At 43.6% G+C, this 25253-nt stretch carries 20 protein-coding genes; 10 read left to right on the plus strand and 10 right to left on the minus strand.

From position 1 onward, the window contains the following. Window positions 1-392 precede the first annotated feature (392 nt). Window positions 393-4535: a two-component regulator propeller domain-containing protein gene (locus AC1RM2_RS20370; RefSeq protein WP_492986993.1), complete on the plus strand. Its 4143-nt coding sequence runs from the start codon at window positions 393-395 to the stop codon at window positions 4533-4535. Between the two features lie 5 nt (window positions 4536-4540). On the opposite strand, the gene AC1RM2_RS20375 is transcribed toward AC1RM2_RS20370, so the two are convergent. From AC1RM2_RS20375 to AC1RM2_RS20395, 5 genes are all read right to left on the minus strand, one after another. Beyond that, complete coding sequence (locus AC1RM2_RS20375; protein ID WP_492986994.1) at window positions 4541-4834, minus strand: hypothetical protein; 294 nt, start codon at window positions 4832-4834, stop codon at window positions 4541-4543. Window positions 4835-4877: 43 nt separating this feature from the next. Then, entirely contained in the window at window positions 4878-5948 is a 1071-nt protein-coding gene (locus tag AC1RM2_RS20380) for a DNA polymerase beta superfamily protein (protein ID WP_492986995.1), read from the minus strand. Beyond that, window positions 5945-6697, minus strand: a complete 753-nt coding sequence (locus AC1RM2_RS20385) for a nucleotidyltransferase domain-containing protein (RefSeq protein WP_492986996.1) — start codon at window positions 6695-6697, stop codon at window positions 5945-5947. Before AC1RM2_RS20385 ends, AC1RM2_RS20380 begins: the two co-directional genes overlap by 4 nt. A gap of 113 nt (window positions 6698-6810) precedes the next feature. After that, entirely contained in the window at window positions 6811-9372 is a 2562-nt protein-coding gene (locus tag AC1RM2_RS20390; protein WP_492986997.1) for a polynucleotide kinase-phosphatase, read from the minus strand. A gap of 303 nt (window positions 9373-9675) precedes the next feature. Continuing rightward, window positions 9676-11088 carry a 3' terminal RNA ribose 2'-O-methyltransferase Hen1 gene (locus AC1RM2_RS20395; protein WP_492986998.1) on the minus strand — a complete coding sequence of 471 codons (1413 nt, stop codon included), beginning with the start codon at window positions 11086-11088 and terminating at the stop codon, window positions 9676-9678. Window positions 11089-11616: 528 nt separating this feature from the next. On the opposite strand from AC1RM2_RS20395, the gene AC1RM2_RS20400 reads away from it, so the two are divergent. Further along, window positions 11617-12774: a beta-1,2-mannosidase gene (locus AC1RM2_RS20400; RefSeq protein ID WP_492986999.1), complete on the plus strand. Its 1158-nt coding sequence runs from the start codon at window positions 11617-11619 to the stop codon at window positions 12772-12774. A gap of 707 nt (window positions 12775-13481) precedes the next feature. Here AC1RM2_RS20400 and AC1RM2_RS20405 read toward each other — a convergent pair. After that, the gene (locus AC1RM2_RS20405; RefSeq protein WP_492987000.1) at window positions 13482-14936 is read right to left on the minus strand and encodes an RtcB family protein; all 1455 of its coding nucleotides are present in this window, start codon (window positions 14934-14936) and stop codon (window positions 13482-13484) included. 132 nt (window positions 14937-15068) lie between these two features. On the opposite strand from AC1RM2_RS20405, the gene AC1RM2_RS20410 reads away from it, so the two are divergent. Beyond that, window positions 15069-16112: a helix-turn-helix transcriptional regulator gene (locus AC1RM2_RS20410; RefSeq protein ID WP_492987001.1), complete on the plus strand. Its 1044-nt coding sequence runs from the start codon at window positions 15069-15071 to the stop codon at window positions 16110-16112. Between the two features lie 48 nt (window positions 16113-16160). Here the strand turns inward: AC1RM2_RS20410 and AC1RM2_RS20415 are convergent, their stop codons facing one another. The 4 genes from AC1RM2_RS20415 to AC1RM2_RS20430 form a co-directional block, all read right to left on the minus strand. Further along, window positions 16161-16868 carry an MORN repeat-containing protein gene (locus tag AC1RM2_RS20415; protein ID WP_492987003.1) on the minus strand — a complete coding sequence of 236 codons (708 nt, stop codon included), beginning with the start codon at window positions 16866-16868 and terminating at the stop codon, window positions 16161-16163. Window positions 16869-17013: 145 nt separating this feature from the next. Continuing rightward, window positions 17014-17370, minus strand: coding sequence for a TfoX/Sxy family protein (locus AC1RM2_RS20420; protein ID WP_492987004.1), 357 nt, complete (start codon window positions 17368-17370; stop codon window positions 17014-17016). Window positions 17371-17852: 482 nt separating this feature from the next. Further along, a complete protein-coding gene (locus AC1RM2_RS20425) occupies window positions 17853-19082 on the minus strand; it encodes an RNA polymerase sigma factor (RefSeq protein WP_492987005.1) in 1230 nt (409 codons plus the stop codon). 47 nt (window positions 19083-19129) lie between these two features. Beyond that, complete coding sequence (locus AC1RM2_RS20430; protein WP_492987006.1) at window positions 19130-19483, minus strand: YciI family protein; 354 nt, start codon at window positions 19481-19483, stop codon at window positions 19130-19132. A gap of 180 nt (window positions 19484-19663) precedes the next feature. Between AC1RM2_RS20430 and AC1RM2_RS20435 the strand changes: the two genes are divergently transcribed. The 7 genes from AC1RM2_RS20435 to lptC all read left to right on the plus strand — a co-directional run bounded on the left by AC1RM2_RS20435 (window position 19664) and on the right by lptC (window position 25253). After that, entirely contained in the window at window positions 19664-20140 is a 477-nt protein-coding gene (locus tag AC1RM2_RS20435) for an RNA polymerase sigma factor (protein WP_492987007.1), read from the plus strand. Then, the gene (locus tag AC1RM2_RS20440; RefSeq protein ID WP_492987008.1) at window positions 20124-20732 is read left to right on the plus strand and encodes a hypothetical protein; all 609 of its coding nucleotides are present in this window, start codon (window positions 20124-20126) and stop codon (window positions 20730-20732) included. The genes AC1RM2_RS20435 and AC1RM2_RS20440 overlap by 17 nt, the downstream gene beginning before the upstream one ends. Window positions 20733-20806: 74 nt before the next feature. Next, window positions 20807-21793: a DUF6427 family protein gene (locus tag AC1RM2_RS20445; protein WP_492987009.1), complete on the plus strand. Its 987-nt coding sequence runs from the start codon at window positions 20807-20809 to the stop codon at window positions 21791-21793. Window positions 21794-21919: 126 nt separating this feature from the next. Further along, window positions 21920-22612, plus strand: a complete 693-nt coding sequence (gene purQ / locus AC1RM2_RS20450; RefSeq protein WP_274211534.1) for a phosphoribosylformylglycinamidine synthase subunit PurQ — start codon at window positions 21920-21922, stop codon at window positions 22610-22612. Further along, a complete protein-coding gene (locus AC1RM2_RS20455; RefSeq protein ID WP_492987010.1) occupies window positions 22612-23355 on the plus strand; it encodes a type III pantothenate kinase in 744 nt (247 codons plus the stop codon). Before purQ ends, AC1RM2_RS20455 begins: the two co-directional genes overlap by 1 nt. Further along, window positions 23348-24664, plus strand: coding sequence for a BamG family beta-barrel-assembly machinery protein (bamG, locus tag AC1RM2_RS20460; protein WP_492987011.1), 1317 nt, complete (start codon window positions 23348-23350; stop codon window positions 24662-24664). Before AC1RM2_RS20455 ends, bamG begins: the two co-directional genes overlap by 8 nt. After that, entirely contained in the window at window positions 24657-25253 is a 597-nt protein-coding gene (gene lptC, locus AC1RM2_RS20465) for an LPS export ABC transporter periplasmic protein LptC (protein ID WP_492987012.1), read from the plus strand. The genes bamG and lptC overlap by 8 nt, the downstream gene beginning before the upstream one ends.

The following is a 25253-nucleotide window of genomic DNA, read 5'->3' on the forward strand; positions in this document are numbered from 1 at the left end:
CACTTAAATCGGGCTATCTCTGCTTAAGAGACATTCAGCTATATCGCCCGGTAATTTTCTTTATCCGAAATTTTTTACCCTGTCTTACCTAAATAGCTTGTAAGTTAAATAATTAGCAAGTTAAATAAATCGTTTTATGTGAGTGTTATTTGAAACAATTCGATTTAAATCCCGTATGAGTACACGCCAAACTAACTTAGAATGATCATTAGCGTAATTGTGGATTAAATGTAAATATTACGGAAGAGTTAAGCAATTATCAACATTGCGATTTATTTGCAGTACAAATATTGATGTTAAATTTCTGCACCAGATTGATTGTTTCTTTATACTCTACAATATTATTTTACCCGTTACGGATACGCTGCAATAAAAAGTATTAACACAACAAAATGAGTCGAATATTTCTTTTTATTTCGTGTTTATACCAGCTTTTTGTCGGATCATCCTATTCGCAAACACCCGCCCTTAAATTTAAACAGCTTAGTACAAACCAAGGCCTTTCCCAAAGCCATGTGGTCACCATTCTAAAAGATAGCCGTGGCTTTATGTGGTTTGGAACCGAAGATGGCCTTAACAAATACGATGGCTATAAATTTACCCATTATAAGCACGACCAGAATAACAAGACAACGATTATTGATAATTATGTACTATCAATAATGGAAGATAGTTCCCACAATTTATGGATTGGAACCGAAAGCGGGCTCGAGAGATTTGACCGGGCTACAAATACATTTATCCATTACTCCAGTCATTTAACTTTCGCTGTCAGATCTGTTTTTTCAGACAGTAAAAAAAGGATGTGGCTGGGCACCAGTAAGGGCTTATATCTGTTTAATACTACAAATGGTTCATTCAAAAAAATTACGCATACAGGTAAAAATACAAATACTTTAATTAACGATTTTGTAAACCAGATTACTGAAGATAATAATGGCTGGCTATGGATAGCAACCGACGATGGCCTGTATCATTTTAATCCCCAAAACGGTAAGTTCATTGGTTATTTTCATGATGCGGCAAATAATAGCAGTTTAGGGGCCAGCTGGATAAAAGCAGTTTATAAAGATAGCAAGGGCAATATTTGGGCAGGTACACACGGCGGAGGGCTTGCGTTATATGCCCCCGGAAGCAACTCATTTATAAATTTTAAACACGACCCTAAAAACAGCAATAGCATTTGCCATAACGATATCCTTTCCATACTCGAGCACAACGGGAAGCTGTGGATAGGGACCGAAAATGGCGGCATAAGCGTGCTGGACTATCCGGCCAATAAGTTTGTTGGTTACAAATTTGATGCGAATGACCCCTATAGCCTTAGCAGTAACTCTGTTTATTGTTTATATAAGGATGATACAGGAAATATGTGGATAGGCACTTATTCGGGTGGTGTTAACTTTTTGCCGGCGTTTGGCAATAAATTCACCTCTTATAGCCAAAACCCCAATAATCCCAATTGCTTAAGCAACAATAATGTGCTGACCATATCCGGTGATGGCAGTGATGAAAATATTTGGATTGGCACCGATGGGGGAGGCCTGAATTTATTTAACCGGAAGAAAAAAACCTTTGTGCATTACCTGCATGATGATAATAACACCAACACTATAAGTGATAATTACCCGATGGCCATAGTGCCGATTGATAAAAATATTATCGGCATTGGCTACCATATTGGTGGGTTTGACCTGTTTGATAAAAAGAAGGGGACTTTTATACACCATATGCCGCAGGAAAATAATCCGCGCAGCCTGTCCCTTTCAGATATCAACAATGTGTATAAAGACCACGATGGTAACATATGGCTGGGTACCTGGAAAGGGGGGCTTAATTATTTTAACGTAAAAACCGGCCTCTTTACACGATACAGGAATAACCCGCAGGATAATAACAGTGTAAGCAGCGATATTGTTACCACCGTATACCAGGATAAAAAGGGTTATATGTGGATAGGTACCGATAACGGCCTGGATATGTTAAACCCCCAAACCGGGCGCTTTACGCACTACAAGCACAATGAGGAGGATAAACACAGTTTATCAAACAACACAGTCGAGTCGGTTACCGAGACGGATGACGGTGATATATGGATAGGTACAAACGGCGGCGGACTTAACCTGCTGAACAAGCGCAGCCAAACATTTACCATATACACCGAAAGGGAGGGTTTGCCTAATAACGTGATCTATGCTATTTTGAAAGATCGTAAAGGCAACTTTTGGTTGAGCACTAACAAGGGGATTTCCCGTTTTAACCCCAAAACTAAAATCATCAGGAACTATGGTATTTCTGACGGGTTGCAAGGGGATGAATTTAAAGGACACTCCTGTTTTCAAACTGCCGACGGGGAAATGTTTTTTGGAGGGGTAAACGGGTTCAGCACTTTTTATCCGGATAGTTTGAAAGATAATGACTTTGTTCCTCCTGTTTATGTTACCGGGCTGCAAATTTTTAACAAGCAGGTAAGCACCGCCGATAAAAATTCGCTGCTTCAAAAAGATATCAGCGAAACAAACTCTATAAACCTTTCCTATAAACACTCGGTACTTACCTTTGAGTTTGCTGCCCTGAATTATATCATCCCAGAGAAAAACCAATATGCTTATAAGCTGGAAAATTTTGATAAAGACTGGAACTATGTTGGTAATAAGCGAACCGCCACTTATACCAACCTTGATCCGGGTACATATACATTCAGGGTTAAGGCATCAAACAACGACGGAAAATGGAACAGCAAAGGCACGGCTATCACTATTAATATTGCGCCCCCTTTTTGGCTCACCTGGTGGTTTAAGTTAATTGTGGCTTTAACTTTTATCACTAGCGGCCCGGCATTTTATATTATCCGTACGCGTGCCATATTAAATCAAAAGGCCGAGCTTGAGCGCCAGGTAAAAGAACGTACCGAGCAGCTGGCACGGGCTATAGAGGTGGAAAAGAAATTAGCGATTGAAGCAGAGGAAGCTAACCGGGCCAAAAGTATATTTTTAGCTACCATGAGCCACGAGATCCGCACGCCAATGAATGGGGTAATCGGGATGGCTTCTTTACTTGCCGAAACGCCCTTGAATGAAGAACAGCTAACCTTCACTGAGTCTATACAAACCTGTGGCGAAGACCTGCTGGCAGTTATCAACGATATTTTAGATTTTTCTAAAATAGAATCGGGCAATATGGAACTGGAGGAAAAGGATTTTAGCCTGCGCACCTGTATTGAAGAAGTTTTTGATGTTTTTGCTTTAAAAGCGGCCCACTTAAAGCTCGATTTGGTTTACCAGATTGACTATGATGTACCGGCGCAAATTGTTGGCGATAGTTTAAGGCTTCGGCAAATCCTGATTAACCTGATAAGTAACGCTATCAAGTTTACCAAAAAGGGCGAAATTTATGTTGCTGTACATTTGCTTAGTACGTCAGAAGGCAATCACATCGAATTAAGCTTTGAGATAAAAGATACCGGCATTGGTATTTCTGCCGATAAGCTGCACCGGTTATTTAAAGCGTTTTCGCAGGTCGATTCATCAACCACCCGTCAGTATGGCGGTACCGGGCTTGGCCTGGTTATAAGCGAGCAACTGGTGAAGCTGATGGGCGGTAAAATTAGTGTGGAGAGTGAAATTGATAAAGGGAGTACTTTCAGGTTTAATATTCACACACAAAGAAGTTTACTGCAAGATCCCGTGCAAATAAACCATAGTATGAATGGTTTTGAAAAAAGCGAGATTTTGATTGTCGATGATAACGATACCAATTGCCGGATTTTAAAAGGCCAGCTGGAGCAGTGGCAATTAAGCCCGGTGGTAGCCAATTCAGGCGAGCAGGCCCTTGATATTTTATCGCAACAACACGATTTTAAACTGGTTATTACCGATATGCAAATGCCGTTTATGGATGGGATTGAGCTGGCCAATTTAATAAGGGCTAAATATCCCGATTTACCAATAATGCTTTTAAGTTCGATAAGTTATATTTTCCATAAGGATAACCCAGGTCTTTTTTGTGCAATATTAACCAAGCCTGCCAAGCAAAATAATTTATACAAGCATATTATAAAAGAGCTTGCGAGACATGTAAACGCGCCCGGCAACGAGCCAATGCCAGCCGATGCCACCAAACATAAACTGCCCGATAATTTCTCGGAAAGATACCCATTGCATATTTTGGTTGCTGAAGACAACCAGATGAACCAGAAATTAATTATGAAAGTTTTGAGTAAACTGGGATATGAAGCCGATTTAGCGGCAGATGGATTAGAAGCCCTGGAGTTGGTTAATAAAAAAACATTCGACGTTATTTTGATGGATGTGCAAATGCCCAAAATGGATGGCCTGGAAGCCACGCGAATAATAAAAAAACGTTTTCCCGAACGTCCTTTTATTATTGCGATGACAGCCAACGCGCTGCAAACCGATTTGCAAATTTGTATGGACGCAGGTATGGACGATTATATAAGCAAACCATTTAAACTGGATGACCTGGTGAACAAGCTGGAAAAATGGGCGTTGAAAGGTAGTGTGCGTATTAGTTAGGCAGGTTAATCGCCTTCCGTTAAAAATCCCTGATCAACGGTTTTAAACTTTAGTATAGTTTCAGAGAGGGTTTTTCTTTTGTTCGAAGCTGCTTCTTTCATGCTTTCGGTCATAAAAGAAACAAGCAGCTCAACATGGCTCCTGTAAATTCTGCTTTTGCCATAAGCGTCTATATACACGCCTGTTTTTTTCTTGAGATATGAAAAAGCAAATTCAATTTCATCAAAATCCTCCTGGCTGATTTCAAATAATACCTTTTTTTTATCCCCATCCAACAAATCATAAAAATCTATAGCCATATTTTTTACTCACTATAAGTGGCAATTTAAGTTGTTATTAAACTCAGCCTTTATAAAAAGCCTCCCTTATCTGCACCAAAAGCAATCCGGCTTTATCCATATCCGGCCTTTCGGGCAGGCTTGATGTTTCGTAGGCAGCTTTTACACTTTCCATTTTTTCTTCCACCATTTTCATCAGTTCGTCAAACTCAAATTCGCCGTTGCGGATTTTGAGTAAAAAATCGCGGTCGTTGCGTTTTACTATTACCTGTTGATGCAAGGCTATTTCTTCGGCCATATTGAGTAGGCGGAAGGTGTGCATCATATTTTTGGCATCGTAGCTTTTACCGTGAGCCAGCGTGCTTTGGTACCGCAAATCGTTCCGTTTATCTTCCCACTCCTGGTACTCCTTATATTCCCGGCAGTAAATGGAATAACTATCTTTATTAAAATTCATTACCGCCAGGTTTTCAATCCCCTTGGGTACCTGGCTTAGCTGAACGTCATCAGCCCCGGCGCCAGAGATAAGCCCTTTTAACCTGCCTTCCGTCAGCTGGCTTTGATGGTATAATAAATACACATTCCTGAAATGGTCCAGGTTAACAAGGCCACATTGCTCCTGGGTGTAGCTGTTTTCCCTGAGCCATTCCTTTAGCGGGATACTGCCGTTGTTGTGTATCACATAGCAAAAATCCAATACCGATTTTCGTTCGCTATCCATTGGCCGGTTTATTTTTTTGTTGAGGCCCCGCGCCTTTTTTATTTGTGTTTGCGCATAGCCTGCAAAAGTATCCATACACAGTTTTGATAAAAAATCGGCAGGTTTAACCAGGTCCATCAGCGGATGGCGGTATAATACATGTTCGGCCGGGGTGTTTAGCAACTCCAGGATATTGGGGTTGTTTTTAACCAGCAGATCAAGAAAACGGCCTATCTCAAAATAAACCTCATCATTGGTGGCGTTGGCTATCTGCTCCTGCCGCTCAAAGCCATACAGTTGTTTTTGCGGCATCATGAAGATGCCCTTTTTGTCCACATCCGATCCTACCACGTTCAGGTTATAAGCGGTGCTGCCACTTACACAATCCAGCAGGATGAATTCTTTACGTAGTTTTAATTCCTTGTAGTCCATCATAGTATATGCCTCCTGAATAGCTCATTTAACGGCTGCGCCGGTTGCTGTTCTGATGTAAATTGCTGCAATTGTTCCCTGCACTGATTCAGCGTATCTGCCAGCCATTCATTTAAGATATTAACCGGCTTTATCATCGCTTTTTCATCGGCCATTTGTTTTTGTGCCAATAACACGTCTATTGCATCCTGTATTTTGTTATCGGCTAACAATACCCGCAGCTTATCAAATTCCATGGGCGGTACGGTTTGTTTCTCCACTATCCAGTGGCAGGCAAGCGCCGGGCGCAAAGCGTAAAAATATCGTTTAAGTTTTACCTCCTCAGCCTGTAAATCATCCCGAAGGGTATTATGCGCCATAGATAAATAGTGGTTGCCGGCAGATCGTAAGGAAAAATAACCTGGCATCAAACTGCGCAGTTCATCAACAAAAGCATCATCCTGCCGGTATACTATGGGCGATTGCAGCCACTCGTACAAAGGCGCATTTGATTTAATGAACAGCTTTAACGTTTTCTTTAAATCCCAGCCGCCTATATCCAATACCTCGTTAACCGGCAGACCAACCACATCGGGCATTTCAACAATGCTCAGATAATCGTTGGCAGGGCGGGAGTAGATAAATCGCACATCAAAATCACTATCGGGCGAGGCAAAGCCCCATGCCCTGCTGCCCGATTCGCAGGCGTACAATATTTTTATATTTTCCGACTGCTCCAGTTCGAGCAGTTTTTGGAGGATGGTTTGTTTCATGTTAAAATATTTTTCAAATGTAGAGACGCATAATTGCGTCTCCCGCAGGACAGTCTCACTTGCAAATCTTACACCTAAACGCGGGAGACGCAATTATGCGTCTCTACAAAAAATTACAACCTCGGGTCAACCGGCTCGCTTTCCATGGCCAGTACACCAAACACGCACTGGTGCACGCGCCTTAAGGGCTCCTTATCGGCAAAACGCTGCAGCCCTTCAACGCCGAGTAAAAACTCGCGCAGGGCCAGGCCCCGTTTGGCGTTTAGCCCCCGTGATTTTAGTCGTTCCATATTTTCGGGCGCGGTATATTCCGGGCCGTAAATAATGCGCAGGTATTCCCTGCCCCGTATTTTAATGGCAGGCTGTATTAGCCCCTTTTTATCTTTTTCGATAAAATTATAGGGCTTAACTACCATGCCCTCGCCGCCATTTGCTGTTAATGTCAACCACCATTCTGTTGCCTCGTTAATGCTGGCAGCGTCATTCAGGTTTACAACCTTGTAAGGCGTAGCCAGTAATATGGCCGGGTCATGCGCGCAGATCTTCGCAATCTGCTCCATATGCCACTCATGGTTTTCGTCCGTCCATAACTTGCCTTCGGATGCCATGATGTGGAAGGGCGCCAGCTTGTAATCGTCCAAACTGTTTACCGGCCAGCAATAGCGTTGGTAGGCGGCAGTAAATTGTTCTGCCTCCTGTTGTCTTTCGGTGTATTCGGCCAAAAGGGTTTCGCCATTGGCATCTCTGGCGGCCAGTTGCTTTAAAGCTCCGGTTACTTCGGCTAAAACATGCGTGGCGGCTGTACCCACAGCGGCATACTGTGTTTGCAATAAAGCTTGGGCTTTGGCGCTCCAGGGCATTAGTTCGGTATCCAAGCAAACCCAATCGGTATCAAAACGCTCATAAAATCCCGAATTGATCAACGCTTCATTCAGCCTGCTCAACAAAGCCTGCTCGGTATTTTTGTCGTTAAAAAATGCCCGGCCCGTACGGGTATAAATGGTGCCTATGCCCTCATTGCTGATGCCAAAAGCTTGGCTGATAGCCGCCTCGTTTTTACCCACAATAACTACCGCCCTTGATCCCATATGTTTTTCCTGGCAAACTACCCGGCCAATTTCTGCAGCCTGGTAATAATCAAAAGCCTCGGCCGGGAACTCCAGGTAATCATCCAAAATGCTGGTTTTACTTGGACTCATGGTCGGCGGCAAATAAATAAGCCATTTTGGGTTGATGGCAAAGCGGCTCATCACTTCCAAAGCTGCAATGGCATTCTCTTCCCTGATGGTGATATTGTTGCCCAGCCGGGTTTCTACAATTTGTTTCCCCATAAAATCGGCAATATCCAGTACCTGGTCGTTTTCCTGTTGCAGGGTTAAGTTATCTGCCGAGGGCTTAACATAGTTTAAAGGCTTTGCCGGTTCGCAATAAACCTCCTTGGCCTTTACAGCAACAAGTTCCCGCTCGGGATAACGCAACGCTGTAAGCGAACCGCCAAATACGCAGCCGGTATCAATATCGATGGTATTGTTTAACCACTGCGCCAGCGGTACAGGTGTATGCCCGTAAACCACCATGGCCTTGCCGGTATATTCGGCAGCCCAGTTAAGCCTTACGGGTAAACCAAATTCATCTATCTCGCCAGTTGTATCGCCATATAAACAAAACTCGCGTACAGCGCCGGATCCCCGGCCCTGCATGCTTTCTTTTAACCCGGCATGGGCAACCAGCAGTTTGCCATCATCAAATACATAATGGCTTATTAAGTCATCAATGAATTTGGTTACTTTATTCTTAAACTCAGGTGTTTCCGTGCTCAACTGCTCAATTGATTTTTCTAAGCCGTGCTTAGCCTGTACATTTTTACCATTAAGCCAGCGCATCAGTTTAATATCGTGGTTGCCTGGCACACAGTACGCCGTACCGGCGGCTGTCATTGCCATTACTAATTTTAACACTTCGGGCGTTTTAGGGCCGCGGTCAACCAGGTCGCCTGCAAATACAGCTTTTCTGCCTTCGGGGTGCGCCCAGGTTTCTGCATTATTTACGTAGCCTAATTTGGCTAACAGGGTTACCAGTTCGTCGTAGCATCCATGTATGTCGCCTATAATATCCAGCGGGCCGTTTTCATGCTTTTTGTTATTATACAATGGGTCGCGGACGATGCCGGTTATGGCATCCACCTCCTCTGGCGACCGTAATTCGATAATATTGCGGAACCCTTCAAACTTAAGCTTTTTAAAACTGCGCTTTAACTGCGAGATATGCTGCGGGATAACATGAGCGCCAAAATTGCGGTCGGGCCGCAGGGCGTTCCTGGCGGCGCAAACTTTTTCGGGCATATTCAGGATGATGGCCACCGGCAGGCAATGGTACTCTTTGGCCAGTTTTACCCAGTCGCGGCGTGCTTCTTCCTGTACGTTGGTAGCGTCTATCACGGTAAGCAGTCCGTTTTTTAAACGCAAACCGGTAATGTACCTTGCCAGGGCAAAAGCATCCGCCGATGCAGCCTGGTTATTTTCATCATCGCTTATCAAACCGCGGCAAGTATCTGACGATATGATTTCCGTTGGTTTAAAATGCTTCCGTGCAAAACTCGATTTCCCCGAACCGGTTGCACCTATCAGCACTACTAAAGCTAATTCGGGTATTTTTATATTTTTATCTCTTGACATTTCTTCTTTTTGTTTTAATTCCTCTGCCGCGATTCTTAAACAGGTTATCCATGAGGTGTTTTGGTTTAAATAGCCATTTGATTTGAACGCTGGCCACGACTCACCCCGGCTACGCTGCGCTGGCCGACCTTCTCTCCGGCTGCGCCGCAAAGAGGGTAAACTCCATTTTTTTCTTTTCTTTTTTTAGCCCCCTCTATGCAACGCAGTCGGAGAGAGGGATGACGGGCGGAGCCTCGTCGGGGTGAGTCGTCGCCGCCGTGCGATATACGTCATTCCCCGTTCAGTATTTCGCCAAATTCGAGTTTACAACCCACTTTCTCCTTGCTTAAATACCGCCATCTGGCTCAATGCACCTACCTCGGGGTCAACCTCGCCAATGGGTTTAAATGATACGGTGTAGCCAAACTGTGTGGCCACCCGGTTTGCCCATGCTTCAAATTCGGGCCTTGTCCATTCAAAGCGATGATCGTTATGGCGCATTTTACCTGCTTCATGATCGGCAAAGCGAACATTGTATTCGGCGTTGGGCGTGGTTATTACTACCACTTCCGGTTTGGCATATTCAAACACCGATCTTTCCAGCGCGGTTAAACGTTGTTCGTCCAGGTGTTCAATTACTTCTACCAGGGCAGCGCCGTCAAAGCCTTGCAGGCGTTTATCTCGGTAGGTTAATGAGCCCTGCATGAGTTGTACCCGCTGCAACTGCCTTTCGGTCATCCGGTCCAGCTTCAGCCTATCTTTGGCAATTTCCAGCGAGCGGTAGCTTACATCCATCCCTAAAACAAACTCAAATTGCTTTTCGGCTAATAACAGTTTGATCAGGCGGCCCTCGCCACAACCCAAATCAACTACGCGTTTGGCGCCGGCAGATAGTAATTCATCTTTGGCCGCCTGTAAACGCAGGTCGTGAATGCGTAACTGCGGCTCTTCCGCATCATTTATTCGGGGAGTTTCCATTTCAGCAGCATAGGGGTCAGCCTGGTCTTTACTCAGTAAAACATCCAGTGTTTGGTTTGCCAGTGAATGCTGGCCTTTCATGTACCGGCGAACGATGAGTTCCCTTGCGGGATGTGTTTCCAGCCAGCCCTTGCCCTTAGCCAGTAATTTTTCTACCTCTTCCTGGTTTACCCAATAATGTTTATCGTTATCACAAACGGGGATTAACACATAAAGGTGCGATAGCAATTGCTGCAGGGTTACCTGGTTGCATAACTCTACGATAAAATAACGGCTGTTGCCCCAGTCAGGGTAAGTTGCATCCAGTGGATGCTGTATCGCATTAATGGTATATCCCAAAGGTTCAAAAAGCGCTTTCAATAGTATTTCGCCTCCTTTAACAGGCAATACGGCCAGCTTTACGGTAAAGGGCATGGCTATATCAACCAGTTCGGGCTTGTCTTTACAACGGCCGTTAAGGGCCGATGAATAAGCCTTGGCAATGGCTGCGCTCATGAACGAACTGGCTACATAGGGCCTGTCGTTCACGTATTGCTCCAGTGCAAAATCGTTCCCTTTCGGGCCTGCGCTGCGTACCAGGCCTACAGGGTCTATATCAAGCAGCAAAGCGGCAGTACATTTTTGCGCGCTTACCTCCGGATAAAATATATGGGCCTTGCCCGAAGAAATATCGACAGACTGGATCTTCGCCGGATGCTTGTGCAGCAAAAAGCTCAGATCATCGGCCGGAAAATGGGTGGTGGATATAGTGAGTAACATAAATTGATAGCTGTGCTTAATGTATAATTATTTATTGATGTTTTGTAATAGGATACAAAGTAAGGAGCAGAATGCGCAGCCTTTTTGCGTAGTGGGGGAGGATTTTGAAATAGTGAGTTTTATTTGGGGTAACACAGGCACAGTGCTGGTTTGAAACCTTGGGTATTTAAAAGAAAAAAGAGGTGTGGCCTGTGCGATTCCTTCCTCGGGGAAGGGAAGGTAGGGGTTAAATCAGGCGTTCAAGCCGCTTTATAACTCGTCGCTCATCGTGTGGCCTGTGCGATTCCTTCCTCGGGGAAGGGAAGGTAGGGGTTAAATCAGGCGTTCAAGCCGCTTTATAACTCGTCGCTCATATAAACCCCTCCCTGCCTTTGCGCTCATTTCCAACCGCACCCCTCCCGTGGGGAGGGAATTAAAAAACGTTCAAACACTCAAAGTTTCAAACCCAATCGCTATATCCCCCCCTCAAACATTTAATTTTTATTCCCCGCAATACCACGTACTATTGTAAACCAATATAATCCGTTTATGAAACCAATTTTTAAAATAGCCAGGGCTTTCGTGTTGCTGCTGTTAAGCCAGGCATGTTTTGGGCAGGCCGTAACCAATGTGCTGCCCGACTGGGCTTTTGGCGGTTTTGCGCGCCCGGCAAAGTTGAACCCTATTATATCGCCCGATACCAACCTGACATTTATTGACCCGATGAGTAAAAAGCCGGTGGCCTGGGAGGCTAACGATACTTTTAACCCGGGCGCGGCGGTTAAAAATGGCAAGGTGGTGGTTTTATACCGGGCCGAAGATAAGTTTGGTATTGGCATTGGTTTCCGCACATCGCGGCTGGGATATGCCGAAAGTAGCGACGGCTTGCATTTTACAAGGCGAAAAGCCCCCGTGCTTTATCCGGCCAACGACGCTGCCAAACCCTATGAATGGCCCGGTGGCTGTGAAGACCCGCGAGTGGCCGTTACCCCTGGCGGTACCTACGTTGTGTTTTATACCGAATGGAACCGTAAACTGCCCCGCCTGGGTGTAGCTACCTCAACCGACCTTATCCACTGGAAAAAGCACGGGCCTATTTTTGAAACAGCTTACCATGGCCAATTTTTTAACATCGCCAGTAAATCAGCATCGATACTGACCAAGGTGGTGAATGGCAAACAGGTGATCGTTAAAATAAATGGCAAATACTGGCTATACTGGGGTGAGCAGCATGTGTATGCAGCAACATCAACCAATTTGGTTGACTGGGCGCCGGTGGTAGATAAAAACATGGCATTGAAACAACTGATATCGCCACGCCCAGGCTATTTTGACAGCGACCTTACCGAGTGCGGCCCGCCCGCGTTGATGACCGGTAAGGGAATCATCTTATTTTATAACGGCAAAAACAAACCTGCCGAAGGCAGGGATACCAGGTTTAACCCCAATTCGTACTGCGCGGGGCAGGCCTTGTTTGATGGTAAAGATCCGGCTAAGAATATCACCCGGCTCGACCTGCCTTTTTTAAGGCCGATGGAACCTTTTGAAAAAAGCGGGCAATATGTTAACGGAACAGTTTTTATTGAGGGGATGGTTTACTTTAAAAAGAAATGGTACCTGTACTACGGCTGCGCCGATTCGAGGGTAGGGGTGGCGGTTTATGATCCGGCCAGTCCGGCTAAGCCCGATCCGGTTGGGGGGAATTAGGGCTAAGTCTTAAGCCTTAAGTTCTAAGTCCAAAGTCAATTTATTCTTGTTGATGTAGAATTTGAAGGTTTCGATGAAAGGCAGCCCGCTTAATAGTATTAAGGTGTATAATCAAAAGCTAATTAATTCTTTTTTGACTTAGAACTTAAGGCTTTAGACTTAAGACTAAAAATTTAAGGGCGCATACTTTTAAGCACGCAAGTGTGCACCCTTAAACACACAGGCCAAGGGATGGCCTGCCTGCGCAAAGAGGTCGTTATAAAGTTCTCTCTAAAACGATAACGGTCCGTGGCTGCTGCCGAACGGAAACTTATTAACCCGCCCATGCAAATGGTCGCAACGCGTATGATCGCGATACATTTTGGGGTTAAAACTTTGGCAGGGTACTGATTCAGATTTTGTAGCCTCCGCCTTCTCGGGCTGATTAACTACGGTGACATTTTTCTTCATGACGACTTCTCCTGTATATTTGGTTTATTTGAAATTGGTAGTATGAAGTTAAGCAGAAAATAGCTCATTTACAATAGGGTTAGGAAGAAAAAAAATAGTATTAAATAATATGGCTTGACTGAGGGAAAAAACAATCCAACGCAATATTTCGACAGTCGATGGGATAGTTTTCACCTTAAATAAAATTAGCGCTGGCCCGTGAAACGAACCAACGCAGGTTTAGGTATTAATTTTGTCAATAATCGTATAAATATGCTTCAATCTTCCGGCTTCTCCCTTGCATCTGCCATTCTTACAATCCTCGGTTCAAATTTGGCCAGCACTTCAACCAGGTCGCTTTGGGCAGCCATTACGGTGTGTATATCTTTGTAGGCCATTGGGGCTTCGTCCATATCGCTACCCATCAGCGTGATGCGTTTATCAATCAGATTGGCGGCAATGGCTGCTTTATCCAATGTTTTAAAAGCGGCGCTCCGGCTCATTAACCGGCCTGCGCCGTGCGATGCCGAGTTGATGCTGGCCGCATCGCCTTTACCACGAACCACAAAACCAGGCGTACTCATAGATCCGGGGATGATACCCAACACGCCTTTGCCTGCCGGCGTTGCCCCTTTACGGTGCACCATTACGTCGGTACCATCGGCCAGTTGTTCTTTCCAGGCAAAATTATGGTGGTTTTCAATCATCATAACAGGTTGCCGGTTAAGCGCGCCGGCTATTTTGTTATGGATCTCGTGGTGGTTGGCGCTGGCATACTCGCCGGCAAGGTTCATGGCAATCCAGTATTCCTGGCCCTCATCCTTATCCAAATCCAGCCAGGCCAGGTGTTTGGCCTCGGCAGGCAGCCTGGTTTTGTCCATGGCTATTTTAGAGTAATGATTGGCCACGCTACCCCCAAAGCCCCGCGAACCGGAGTGCGACAACAAAGCCAGGTAATTACCGGCAGGTATGCCTTCCAAAGTGCCATCGGCAATGCTTAGCTCGCCCCACTCCACAAAATGGTTACCTGTTCCGCTGGTACCCAACTGCGCGTAAGCCTTATCTTTTAATGAACGGATCACCTTGGTTTCCTTCCAGGTATTGCTGTCAAACAACGAGCTATCGAAATGCAACCTCGTGGTACAGCCAATACCAAAGTAGGTATGGTCGCCCAGCATGGTTTTCAGTTTATCCGTTTCGGTATCTATCATTTGGGCAGGCAAATCAAAAATGCTCAGGCACATCCGGCAGGCAATATCCACGCCCACCGCAAAGGGTATTATGGTGTTGGCCCTGGTGGCCAATACACCGCCAATAGGCAGGCCATACCCCTGGTGCGCATCGGGCATTAAAGCTCCTGCAACTGCAATGGGCAGTTTTACGGCGGTACGCATTTGTGCCAATGCGCCTGACTCTATATGTTCCAATCCCCAAACTGGGAAATCGGCAGCTTCTTCTTTTAGTTTAAATGTGTTACTTTCCTGTTTTAAAAATTTCCCCTCTTTACGCAAAGCGATAACATTTTCGGCAAGGTTTTTAAACTTGCCATCGTTGTTAAACAGGTAGGGTGCCGGGTCGTTAATTAAAGCTTCCAGGTTGGCCAGTATATCCGCTTTGCTCATCACCTCATTTTTCAATAAGCCCGATGCCACGCGGCCAAAGCTTACCAATATATCCACGTCATTAATACCGAGATTTTTTAGCTCGTTGTTGCTGATCTTTTCTTTTTCCATGACCATTATTATCTTGTTGATGATACAAAATAAAATAGCCACTGCGCAGCCTTTTTGCGCAGTAAAAAATATTTTATAAATTCATCCAAAATAAATCCGAAATCGAACATCCGAATTCCGAAATCAACAAATATGCCTGTAAACCGCAATGCCCTTATCCGCTATCGTACTATTGACAATTGCCTGCAAAACCGCTATAAAAAATGGACGCTTGACGATTTGATTGATGCGTGTTCAGATGCCTTATATGAATTTGAAGGTATTGATAAAGGCGTGAGCCGACGCTCGGTACAGGCCGATATCGAGATGATGCGCAGTAATAAGCTGGGCTACGAGGCACCAATTATTGTGGTTGATAAAAAATATTACACCTATGCCGATAAAAATTACAGTATTACCAACAGCCCCATCAACCAGCAGGATTTAAAAGTTTTGAGCGAGGTATCAAGCCTGCTAAAACAATTTAAAGGCTTTAACCACTTTACCGACCTGAACGAAATGGTAAGCAAGCTGGAGGATAAAATCTATTCCCAAAAAACACACAGCACGCCCGTTATCGATTTTGAGAAGAACGATAACCTGAAAGGATTGGAGTATATCGAGGTTATCCGCAAAGCCATCGTAGCCAAAAAAACCATGTGCATTACCTACCAATCATTCAAAGCACGTGAGGCTAACACCTTTTGTTTTAGTGGGTATTTACTAAAAGAATACCGCAACCGTTGGTTCGTACTGGGGATGCCGCATAAAAGAAACGCCCAAATGCTAAACCTGGCGCTCGACAGGATTCAATCCATAGAAGAGCATGCCGATGAGTACCGCGAAAATAAATCGATAGATTTTGGCACTTATTATAATGATGTTATCGGCGTAACCAAATCACCGGGCCAGCGCGATACGCAGGTGGTGTTCTGGATTGACGATGCCAACGCGCCTTACGTGATTACCAAACCCCTGCACCATACCCAAAAAGTAGTAAGCGAAGAGAATGGCGGCAAAGTTTTTACCATCCGCGTGATCATGAATTTTGAACTGGAGCGCGAACTGCTGGGCTTCGGTCCAAAAATAAAAGTATTGGGGCCCAGGATTTTGGTTAAACAGATGAAAATGTTATTACAAAAATCGCTGGACAGGTACGAAATGCCATCGGCTATACAGGGTAGCACGGAAGAATAATAAATGGCGATGTTTTTCCCTCGGCTTGTGTCCCCACAAACCGTTATTCTAATGGCCGTACGCTTTGTTCGGGTAAACCGATGGCGTATCGGGAGATTTAATTGGGGGTTTATGCAGTTTTAAAAGTTTCGAAAACTCGGCATTATAATCGTCAACCCATACACCGTTGAATACGGTGCCATCTTCAAATACAAAGGTTCCCTTTCCTTCCCGATAGTTATCTTTAAAAGCACCCGCATAGTATCCAATACCTGGCCATGAATATTTGCCTTGCCCACCAAATTTTCCATTTATAAAATATCCAACGTATTTATTGCCAGCATACGCACCGGTTGTTCCAAAGGAAAGCTTGCCAAAGCCTTCATAAATACCGTTTTTATATTGTCCTTCATAATGGCTGTTGGGATATTTAGCACGGGGTCCAAATTGTGTAACACCATGTCCGTTAGGAATCCCATTTTTGAACTCCCCTGTGTGACGTGAGTCTTCACTACTATCGAAATACATCCCGTGTCCATCAAAGTTGTCGTTTTTAAATTCTCCAATGTATTTATCTCCGACAAACTCCGACGAAGTGCCAAAGAACTTTTCTCCGGATCCAGATAGCTTGCTATTTATCCAATGTCCAATTGCATAACTTCCATCTTTCCATTGCTGATCGCCAAAGCCGTTGTCGCAGTTGCCTTTACAGACCCATTGTTTATTATGTTGGCAGCCAAATAAGAAAAAAAGGATAATAAGGTAAGGTGATTTCATTTTGATTAAAGAAACTATTGTAATAATAAGATCTTGAGCTGAAATAGATTTTTAGATGGTTTTTATTCTGAGAAACCGCTATCACGTATTTGAGTTGCCGAATTTATCAATATTAGATGGCTGTGGAAATACAAGCACACGAAATTTATCCCTTATCCTTGCTTCTTTTATTTTTACTTTTCTTAGCTACCTTATTAAACTCCAAAGCCAAACCTATCCAATAGTCAAATTTTTTATTGGCGCCAATGTCGTCGCCATCAACCCAAACATAATCCTTCATTACCCGGCCACCGTTTATCATCTGGCGGCAATCGCCTTTTTCCAATTCAACAGCTGCCTGATTTTGACCAATGCGGAAAAGCAGGCCGGTGTCGCGTACGCAAACACACATTTTATCATCAACCATAAAGCACAATCCCTGGAACATTTTAATCTCGTCAATTTTGGGCTGTTCGCTTAATGCTTCGCGTACGCGGTTAGTTAATTGTTCGTCGTAGGCCATGTGGGTATTATTAAATAGAGGTATAAAATTGGATCTATGGCGTGTAATGTGGAAGGTTAAAATTGATAAGCGCTAATTCACAAAATTAAAGCGAATTCCACAAACGCGATGCTTGCAAAATAACATAGAAACCGTTTTTATTTGTGGGTAAACAGTACAAATTTACACGCTTCCTTTTATATTTCAAAACCATCCTTTATTCACGCATAAATAGGTAAAAATAAGGCATTTAATTTATATTTTTTAGCAATAAATGCGCTATTTATTGACACAAATAGTGCATTTATTGACACAAAAATAAAATGGATTTTTTTGCGCAAAAGTTCAGAAAAAGCAGCCTGAAAAACCGGGTATCTTACTTTTTAAAACTGCCGGCTTCGCACCGTTTCGTCCTTGTGGCCGGGAGGTAAATTAAACCAGGCCAATAAAATAATTGACGATGGTTAGCCATATTATCCGTCATAAAATTAACGAAACTCAGGTCACCTTAATTGCGCTAAATCCTTTTTGATCCGGTTTTTCTCGCTTGCTGTTTTGGCCAGGTTTAGCGCGGTTTGCAAATGGGCTTTGGCCAGCGTGTTATCTGCATCTTTATACAAATGGCCCAATAATACATGGTACAGGTGGTTGTCGTTCAGCTTTAGTTTTTCGGCTTCAACAATGGCATCCCGCTTACCACGGGCTTTGTACAAAGCATAGGTGCGGTTGAGTGCGGCGGCCGGCGAATAGGCAATTTGCAGCAGGCGGTTGTATAATTGCAGAATGCTTTCCCATTTATCTATCGTATCCTCTTTTACGGTATGCCAGTAGGCAATGGCGGCTTCCAGGTGGTATTTGTTTACCTGGTTACCTTTAGATGCCAGTTCCAGGTAGTATTTTCCTTTGTGTATCAGCTCATCAACCCAAAGGCTGGTATCCTGGTCGTCATACCGTACCATTTCGCCATGCTCGTCGGTACGCGCATCAAAACGCGAGGAGTGGAAGCACATCAGCGCCATCAGGGCATAAGTTTCGGGCAGGTTGGTTAGTTCATTTTCGATGAGCAGGTAGGTGAGGCGCATCGCCTCTAAACAAAGGTCTTTGCGTAAAGTGGTATCCTGGCTGGTAGAGTAATAACCTTCGTTGAACAATAAATATAAGGTGGTTAAAACAGCCTGCAGCCTTTCGTTTATTTGTGAGGTTGCCGGGAATTCAATCTTCACTTTTTCTTCCCGCAGTTTTTCCTTTGCCCTGAACAGGCGTTTATTGATGGTGGCTTTGTTGGATAAAAAAGCATCGGCAATTTCATCAATCCCAAACCCGCAAAGAATTCTTAATGCCAGGCTCACCTGTGCTTCGGCAGGCAACACCGGCTGGCAAATGGCAAACATCAGTTGTAGCTGGCTGTCATTAATGTGTTTATCCGATAGGTCTATTTCAAACTCAGCGTAATCTGCCTGTGCCGATTGCAGGATAGGGGTGACTTTTTGGTCGAAGATTTTATTGCGTTTTAAATAATCTTTGGCCCTGTTGCGGGCTACGGCGTAAAGCCAGGCTACCGGGTTTTCGGGCAGGCCCCTAAGCCCCCAGGTTTCGGCGGCACTTAAAAAAGTCTCGCTGGCAATATCTTCGGCAATTTCGGGATGCTCAAAACCAAAGTGCTTGTACAGTACCGATACTATTTTGCGGTACTCGGTACGGAATAAATGCGGCAGCAGTTCAGTTTTGTTCATGGTGGTATAAAGCCACCTCCCGGATGCAGGGAGGTGGCAGCATAAAATTACATATTCATGGGCACAACCTGGCGTACCTCAACGTTGCCGCCAACCAGCAAAATGGGGCAGCCTTTTGAAATTTCGGTAGCCTCTTCCAAAGTATCGCACTTGATCATGGAGTAGCCGCCTATCAATTCTTTTATTTCAACATAAGGGCCGTTGGTAACTATACCATCGGGCCTTACCACCGATCCTGTGCCGTTATACAGGCGGTTGCCATTACTAACCAGTTTGTTTTGCGCGGCAATGCCGCCCAGCCAATCCATCCATAATTTCATGGTTGCCTGCATTTGCTCGGGCGAGCGTGACTCTGTTGCGTTTTCTTCAACTTGTCTGAAGATCAATAAAAATTCGTTCATGATGATTTAAATTTTGGTGATTAAAGCTGTAAGACGATCGGGTTTTATGGAATAGGACAGCAGGCTAAAAATAATTTATATATTTCAATTGCCGGTTCAAGATACGGCAAATTTGCCATCGAAAATAAATGTAGCATTTTAAACAATCCCGTATCTAACAACCGAAAACAAAACAAGGGCATGTCGTTCGAAGAAATTTACGATACATATTACAGCAAAATCTTCCGTGTATGCATGGGCTATATGAACGATCATGACCGTGCCCGCGATGTTACGCAGGATACGTTTATTACCGTTTGGCAAAAGCTGGGTCAGTTCAGGAACGAATCAGCAATAGGTACCTGGATTTTCCGTATCGCATCAAACCATTGCCTGCGCCAGTTGGAAAAACAAAACCGGATGCCACCAGGCGAGATGCCGGCCGAACTGGAAGATAAACCGCCACCCGATACCGAAGGACAAGTGCAACTGCTGTATAGATGTATAGCCCAACTGCCCGAGATTGACCGCATCATTATTTCGTTGGAACTGGAAGATGTAAAGCAAGCCGAAATAGCCAGTATTACAGGCCTATCTGAAACCAACATTAGGGTAAGGGTTTACAGGATTAAAGAAAAACTATCTCAAAAATTTAAAAAATATGAGCAGCAATATTGATTTAAAAGTGCTTTGGCAGCAACAGCCCGCCGGCGACAAACCCGATATTAAAGCCGTAATAAAAAAGGCCATGGGCATAAAAAATAAAACAAGGAATAAACTGATATGGACCAACCTGGTATTGTTTGCAACTGTAGTTTTGATAATATACGTTGGGGTCAATTTAGATACCCGTGTACTTACTACTACCATTGGTGTTGTGCTTATTGTATTTGCCATAGTTGCTTTTATGATTGTCAGCAATGGCCTGTATATGGGCCTGTTTAAAAGCCACCCCGAAACGGATACCTTTACTTACCTGGCCGAATTAACGTCGATACAAAAAAAGCAGCAGTTCATTCAAACCAGGGTATTAAAATTATACTTCCTGTTTTTGGGACTGGGCTTGTTTTTATATATGATAGAGTTTGAAAGAAAAATGAGTTTTTTTGGGGCGATAGTATCCTGTGTTTGTTCATTGGGTTGGTTAGCCTTTGCCTACTTTTATATAACACCCCGTGAGTTTAAAAGGCAGCAGGCCGACATGAATGCCACCATAGCAAAATTACAGGCTATAAATAAGCAATTGCACGAATCTGAAGGAGCACAGTAAACAGATCACCTTAAATCTATTACCACTCTTTTGGCTTTTTGTGCTAATTTTACCGCCGCAAAATATCGCCCGCTATGATCCAGGTTTTCCGGTCTTTTAATCCTTTGAATGTATTGTGGCTGGTGGTTGTATTGTTCATTACCCGGCTGGGCTATATGATACAGGTGCCCGGTAAACTGGAGTTTGTGTTTGTTGAGCCGTTTGCACGCCTGCTGGTGCCGGTTGCTTACGAATACGCGCTGTCGCCCGGGCTGAATATTTTTATTGCAGCAGTATTGATACTGATACAAGCATTGCTGCTTAACTATTTAATAAATCACTATAATTTATTAAGCAAGCCCTCTTTTTTGCCTGCTTTGATGTATGTAACGCTATCGGGGTTGTTTTCGCCTTTTTTGATATTGAGTGCGCCGCTCATTTGTAACTTTTTGCTGATATGGATGCTGTTTAAGCTATTTAGCCTGTACAAAGGCGATAATGCCAAATCAATATCCTATGATGCAGGCATGATAGTGGCTCTTGGCTCGCTTATTTACTTCCCGTTTATTTACCTGTTTTTGATCATTTGGATATCGCTTATATTATTTAAGCCATTCAACTGGCGCGAATGGGTATCGGGCATTTTGGGGTATGCCACCATCTTTTTCTTTTTGGCGGTGTTTTACTATCTAAATGATAAAATTGCCGTTTTTTACAATATCTGGCTGCCACTGGGTAAAAAGTTTCCTGATCATATCAGCATCAACTCCTATAATTACCTGCTGCTGATACCTGTTTTATTGATATTGGTGCTTTGCATTTTTAAATTGCAGCAAAATTTCTTTAAAAGTTACGTGCAAACCCGTAAATCTTTCCAGCTTTTATTTTTTATTTTTTTGATTGCCGGCTTTTCATTTTACGTGAACGCCTCCTTTCACCTTAACCATTTTTTGTTGTGCATAGTGCCCGCCGCGGTGTTTTTTGCCTATTATTTTTTGTATGCAACTAAAAAATGGTTCTACGAAAGCCTGTTTTTATTGCTGTTAATCAGCATTATCTACTTTCAGTTTAACAAATTTTAACTTTTACATTCGTCCAAATTTCAGCGGTTATATTAGTTTTGTAGCGTGAAACTATTATTGGCTGCTGTTTAAACAAACAACCAGGCGATTGTAGTACCATAAAAACTTACACAAAAAACAAATCAGATGAAATTTGGCGTAGTTATATTCCCCGGCTCTAACTGTGATGAAGACATCATATATGTATTGGAAAAAATAATGGGTCAGCAGGTTGTGAGGTTATGGCATAAAGACCATGATTTACAAGGTGTAGACTTTGTTGTTTTACCCGGCGGTTTCTCCTTTGGCGATTATCTTCGTTCAGGTGCTATCTCCCGTTTTTCGCCAATTATGCAGGAAGTTATCCAGTTTGCTGCAAAAGGCGGTTACGTAATGGGTATTTGTAACGGTTTCCAGATATTAGCCGAAGCCGGTTTGCTGGATGGCGCTTTGCTGCATAACGAAAATCGTAAATTCATTTGCCGCAACATTTATCTTAAACCGCAAACAACCCAATCGTTGCTTACTGTTGGTTTAGAGCAGAACCAGGCATACAAAATTCCTATTGCCCACGGCGAGGGTAACTTTTTTGCCAGTGCCGACGTGATAAAACGCTTAAATGATAACGACCAGGTAATGTTCCGTTATTGCGATGAAGCCGGTAATATTACGGCTGACGCCAACCCTAACGGATCATTGGAAAATATTGCCGGTATCACCAATGCTGCCCGCAACGTATTTGGTTTAATGCCTCACCCTGAACGGGCTGCTGACGCGTTGTTGGCTAACGAAGACGGACTGGCTATTTTCGAATCAATATTATCAGTAGTTAGGGCCTGATGACCAGCCTGGTTATCGATATAGGTAACACATTTACAAAGATTGCTGTATTTGAGCTTGATGAGTTACTTACGGTTGAACAATTTGAAGATGTACCCATAACCAGGCCGGATGAACTGATCAGTGAGTATAAAGTTGACAAGGGAATAGTATCGTCGGTAAAAAAAAATGTGGAGCCCTGGCAAACAAGCTTAACATCAAAAATACCGCTGGTTACATTTAATAACACCATGACCAGTGGAATACAAAACCACTACCTAACCCCCGAAACACTTGGTACTGATAGAATGGCTGCCGTAATAGGGGCAAGCCATATATACCCAGGGCAAAATACGCTGGTAATAGCAGGCGGCACCTGCATAACGTACGACTATGTTGACGCCAACCGAAATTATTTTGGAGGCAGCATATCACCGGGTTTAAATATGCGTTATAAGGCAGTAAATTATTATACTGCCGGTTTGCCACTTATAAATGCCGATGCAGGTTTTACGCCAGGCTACGGAAACAATACCGAAACCGCTATACGCTCGGGTGTGCAAAACGGTATAAAATATGAGTTAACCGGGTTTATTGAAAGCTATAAAGCCATTGATAACCAACTAAATATTGTGCTAAGTGGGGGCGACAGTATTTTTTTTGATACGCTGTTAAAAAACAGCATCTTTGCCCCCTGTATAAAAATTGAACCTTATTTGGTTTTAAAAGGATTAAACGCAGCTATACAAAAGCATAATGATTAAATATACCAGGTTTCTTTTAACACTTCTATTTTCTGCAGTAATTGTATTTGCAGCAAACGCGCAGTCTACCACCAGTTCTCCATATTCAAGGTTCGGTTTGGGCGATATCAGCCCACAATCAACAGCCCAAAGCCTTGGTACAGGCGGCATCGGCGTTGCTACCAACAGGATCAGTTTGTTTAATAACATCAACTTCCTTAACCCGGCATCATACGCGGCTATCAATTTAACTACTATCGATATAGGTATCTACAGCAACTTTTCAACCCTGAGCCAAACCGGGCAAACCAGCCAAAGCAATAAAAACTTCAGGTTAAGCCACATCGCTTTTGGTATTCCCGTAAGCAAGCATTCGGCATTAAGTTTTGGTTTGTTGCCTTACAGCGAACGTGGATATAACTATAAAAAATCGGTTAGCAGCCTGGGTACTTCGTCGCCGGCCGATACCAATACTACTAACTATACTTATAATGGCGATGGCGGCTTATCAAAAGCGTATATAGGTTATGGCTTTACAATTGCCAAACATTTGTTAATAGGTGGTAATGTTTCCTATATATTCGGTAATTTAAAAGATAATACAACCACCGAAACGCCCGGACTTGCAGGCTTTTTAAATACAAAAATTGAGCAAACCAATGCTATTGGCGGTTTAAATTATGATTACGGTTTACAATATTCTATTGATCTATCCGAAACCAAACATGTTATCCTGGGTTACTCGGCATCAGCGGGATCAAAACTCAACTCACAATCAAGCTTCATTGTAAGCCACTATACCAACGATGCCAACGGTAACCCCAACATTGCAGTTGATAGTGTGATAAATAAACAAGGGTCATCAGTAAAACTGAAACTGCCACAAATAAACAGGTTTGGGGTATCGTTCCAAAATGATGGTAAATTTTTAATTGGAGCCGACTACTCGATGGGGCAATGGTCAAACTACACTATTGATGGTCAAAACCAGGGTTTGGTAAATAGCCGCACCATTAATGTAGGAGCGCAAATTACGCCAAACATAGCTACCATACGCAACTACCTGGCCACTGTTGATTACCGCATAGGTGGTATTTACGATGAAACTTATATGGTTGTTAATAATACCCGTATAAAAAGGGTAGCTGTTACTGCCGGCTTTGGCTTGCCTTTACGCCCTAATAACGGTAGTTTTTACAAGATCAACTTCTCGGCCGAGGTTGGTAAAAGAGGAACGCTGGCAAACGGCCTGGTTAAAGAAAACTACGTTAACCTGCACTTAGGCTTTACGCTTAACGACAGGTGGTTTACCAAATACAAATTTGATTAATAACAGCATGTACAGCGGGGCAAAATATATGAAGGGCGCGAGCCTGCTGTTATTGCCTTTGTTTGGCTTGTTGATAGCCTCATGCGAAAACGACCTGAATAAGGTTAAAGAGATTGCATCTAACGAAGTAGGGATAGTAGTTGAACCAACAACCGGGGTTGATTTGATTATGAGCGATTCGGCAAGGGTTAAATTGCACCTGTTGGCACCGCTTATGTTGCAGTACCAAACAAAAGACCCCTATAAGGTGATGCCTAAAGGCGTAAAAGTTATACTTTACGATAAACAAACCCAGCAGGAATCGGGCAATATTGTTGCGGATACGGGTATTTCCCGCGATACTAAAAAGCTTATTGAGTTTCACAAAAACGTAGTGGCAACCAATGCCAAAGGCGAAACCTATAAATCTGACGAACTTTACTGGGACCAGACCACAAAAAAAGTTTATTCGCACAAACCTGTACAGGTAACCATGAACGGTGGCAACGTGATGAACGGTGATAGTTTTGAAAGCGACGACGCTTTCCTGCACCCAACTCTAAAAAGCAGTACCGGCATATTTCACGTTGACGAAAAAGTGACACAATAA

The organism is Mucilaginibacter sp. GW822-FHT03E02, assembly GCF_058801545.1.

Coding starts and splice junctions, on each gene's coding strand:
- AC1RM2_RS20370 (WP_492986993.1), top strand. CDS start 393: ATGAGTCGAATATTTCTTTTTATTTCGTGTTTATACCAGCTTTTTGTC.
- AC1RM2_RS20375 (WP_492986994.1), bottom strand. CDS start 4,834: ATGGCTATAGATTTTTATGATTTGTTGGATGGGGATAAAAAAAAGGTA.
- AC1RM2_RS20380 (WP_492986995.1), bottom strand. CDS start 5,948: ATGATGGACTACAAGGAATTAAAACTACGTAAAGAATTCATCCTGCTG.
- AC1RM2_RS20385 (WP_492986996.1), bottom strand. CDS start 6,697: ATGAAACAAACCATCCTCCAAAAACTGCTCGAACTGGAGCAGTCGGAA.
- AC1RM2_RS20390 (WP_492986997.1), bottom strand. CDS start 9,372: ATGTCAAGAGATAAAAATATAAAAATACCCGAATTAGCTTTAGTAGTG.
- AC1RM2_RS20395 (WP_492986998.1), bottom strand. CDS start 11,088: ATGTTACTCACTATATCCACCACCCATTTTCCGGCCGATGATCTGAGC.
- AC1RM2_RS20400 (WP_492986999.1), top strand. CDS start 11,617: ATGAAACCAATTTTTAAAATAGCCAGGGCTTTCGTGTTGCTGCTGTTA.
- AC1RM2_RS20405 (WP_492987000.1), bottom strand. CDS start 14,936: ATGGAAAAAGAAAAGATCAGCAACAACGAGCTAAAAAATCTCGGTATT.
- AC1RM2_RS20410 (WP_492987001.1), top strand. CDS start 15,069: ATGCCTGTAAACCGCAATGCCCTTATCCGCTATCGTACTATTGACAAT.
- AC1RM2_RS20415 (WP_492987003.1), bottom strand. CDS start 16,868: ATGAAATCACCTTACCTTATTATCCTTTTTTTCTTATTTGGCTGCCAA.
- AC1RM2_RS20420 (WP_492987004.1), bottom strand. CDS start 17,370: ATGGCCTACGACGAACAATTAACTAACCGCGTACGCGAAGCATTAAGC.
- AC1RM2_RS20425 (WP_492987005.1), bottom strand. CDS start 19,082: ATGAACAAAACTGAACTGCTGCCGCATTTATTCCGTACCGAGTACCGC.
- AC1RM2_RS20430 (WP_492987006.1), bottom strand. CDS start 19,483: ATGAACGAATTTTTATTGATCTTCAGACAAGTTGAAGAAAACGCAACA.
- AC1RM2_RS20435 (WP_492987007.1), top strand. CDS start 19,664: ATGTCGTTCGAAGAAATTTACGATACATATTACAGCAAAATCTTCCGT.
- AC1RM2_RS20440 (WP_492987008.1), top strand. CDS start 20,124: ATGAGCAGCAATATTGATTTAAAAGTGCTTTGGCAGCAACAGCCCGCC.
- AC1RM2_RS20445 (WP_492987009.1), top strand. CDS start 20,807: ATGATCCAGGTTTTCCGGTCTTTTAATCCTTTGAATGTATTGTGGCTG.
- purQ (WP_274211534.1), top strand. CDS start 21,920: ATGAAATTTGGCGTAGTTATATTCCCCGGCTCTAACTGTGATGAAGAC.
- AC1RM2_RS20455 (WP_492987010.1), top strand. CDS start 22,612: ATGACCAGCCTGGTTATCGATATAGGTAACACATTTACAAAGATTGCT.
- bamG (WP_492987011.1), top strand. CDS start 23,348: ATGATTAAATATACCAGGTTTCTTTTAACACTTCTATTTTCTGCAGTA.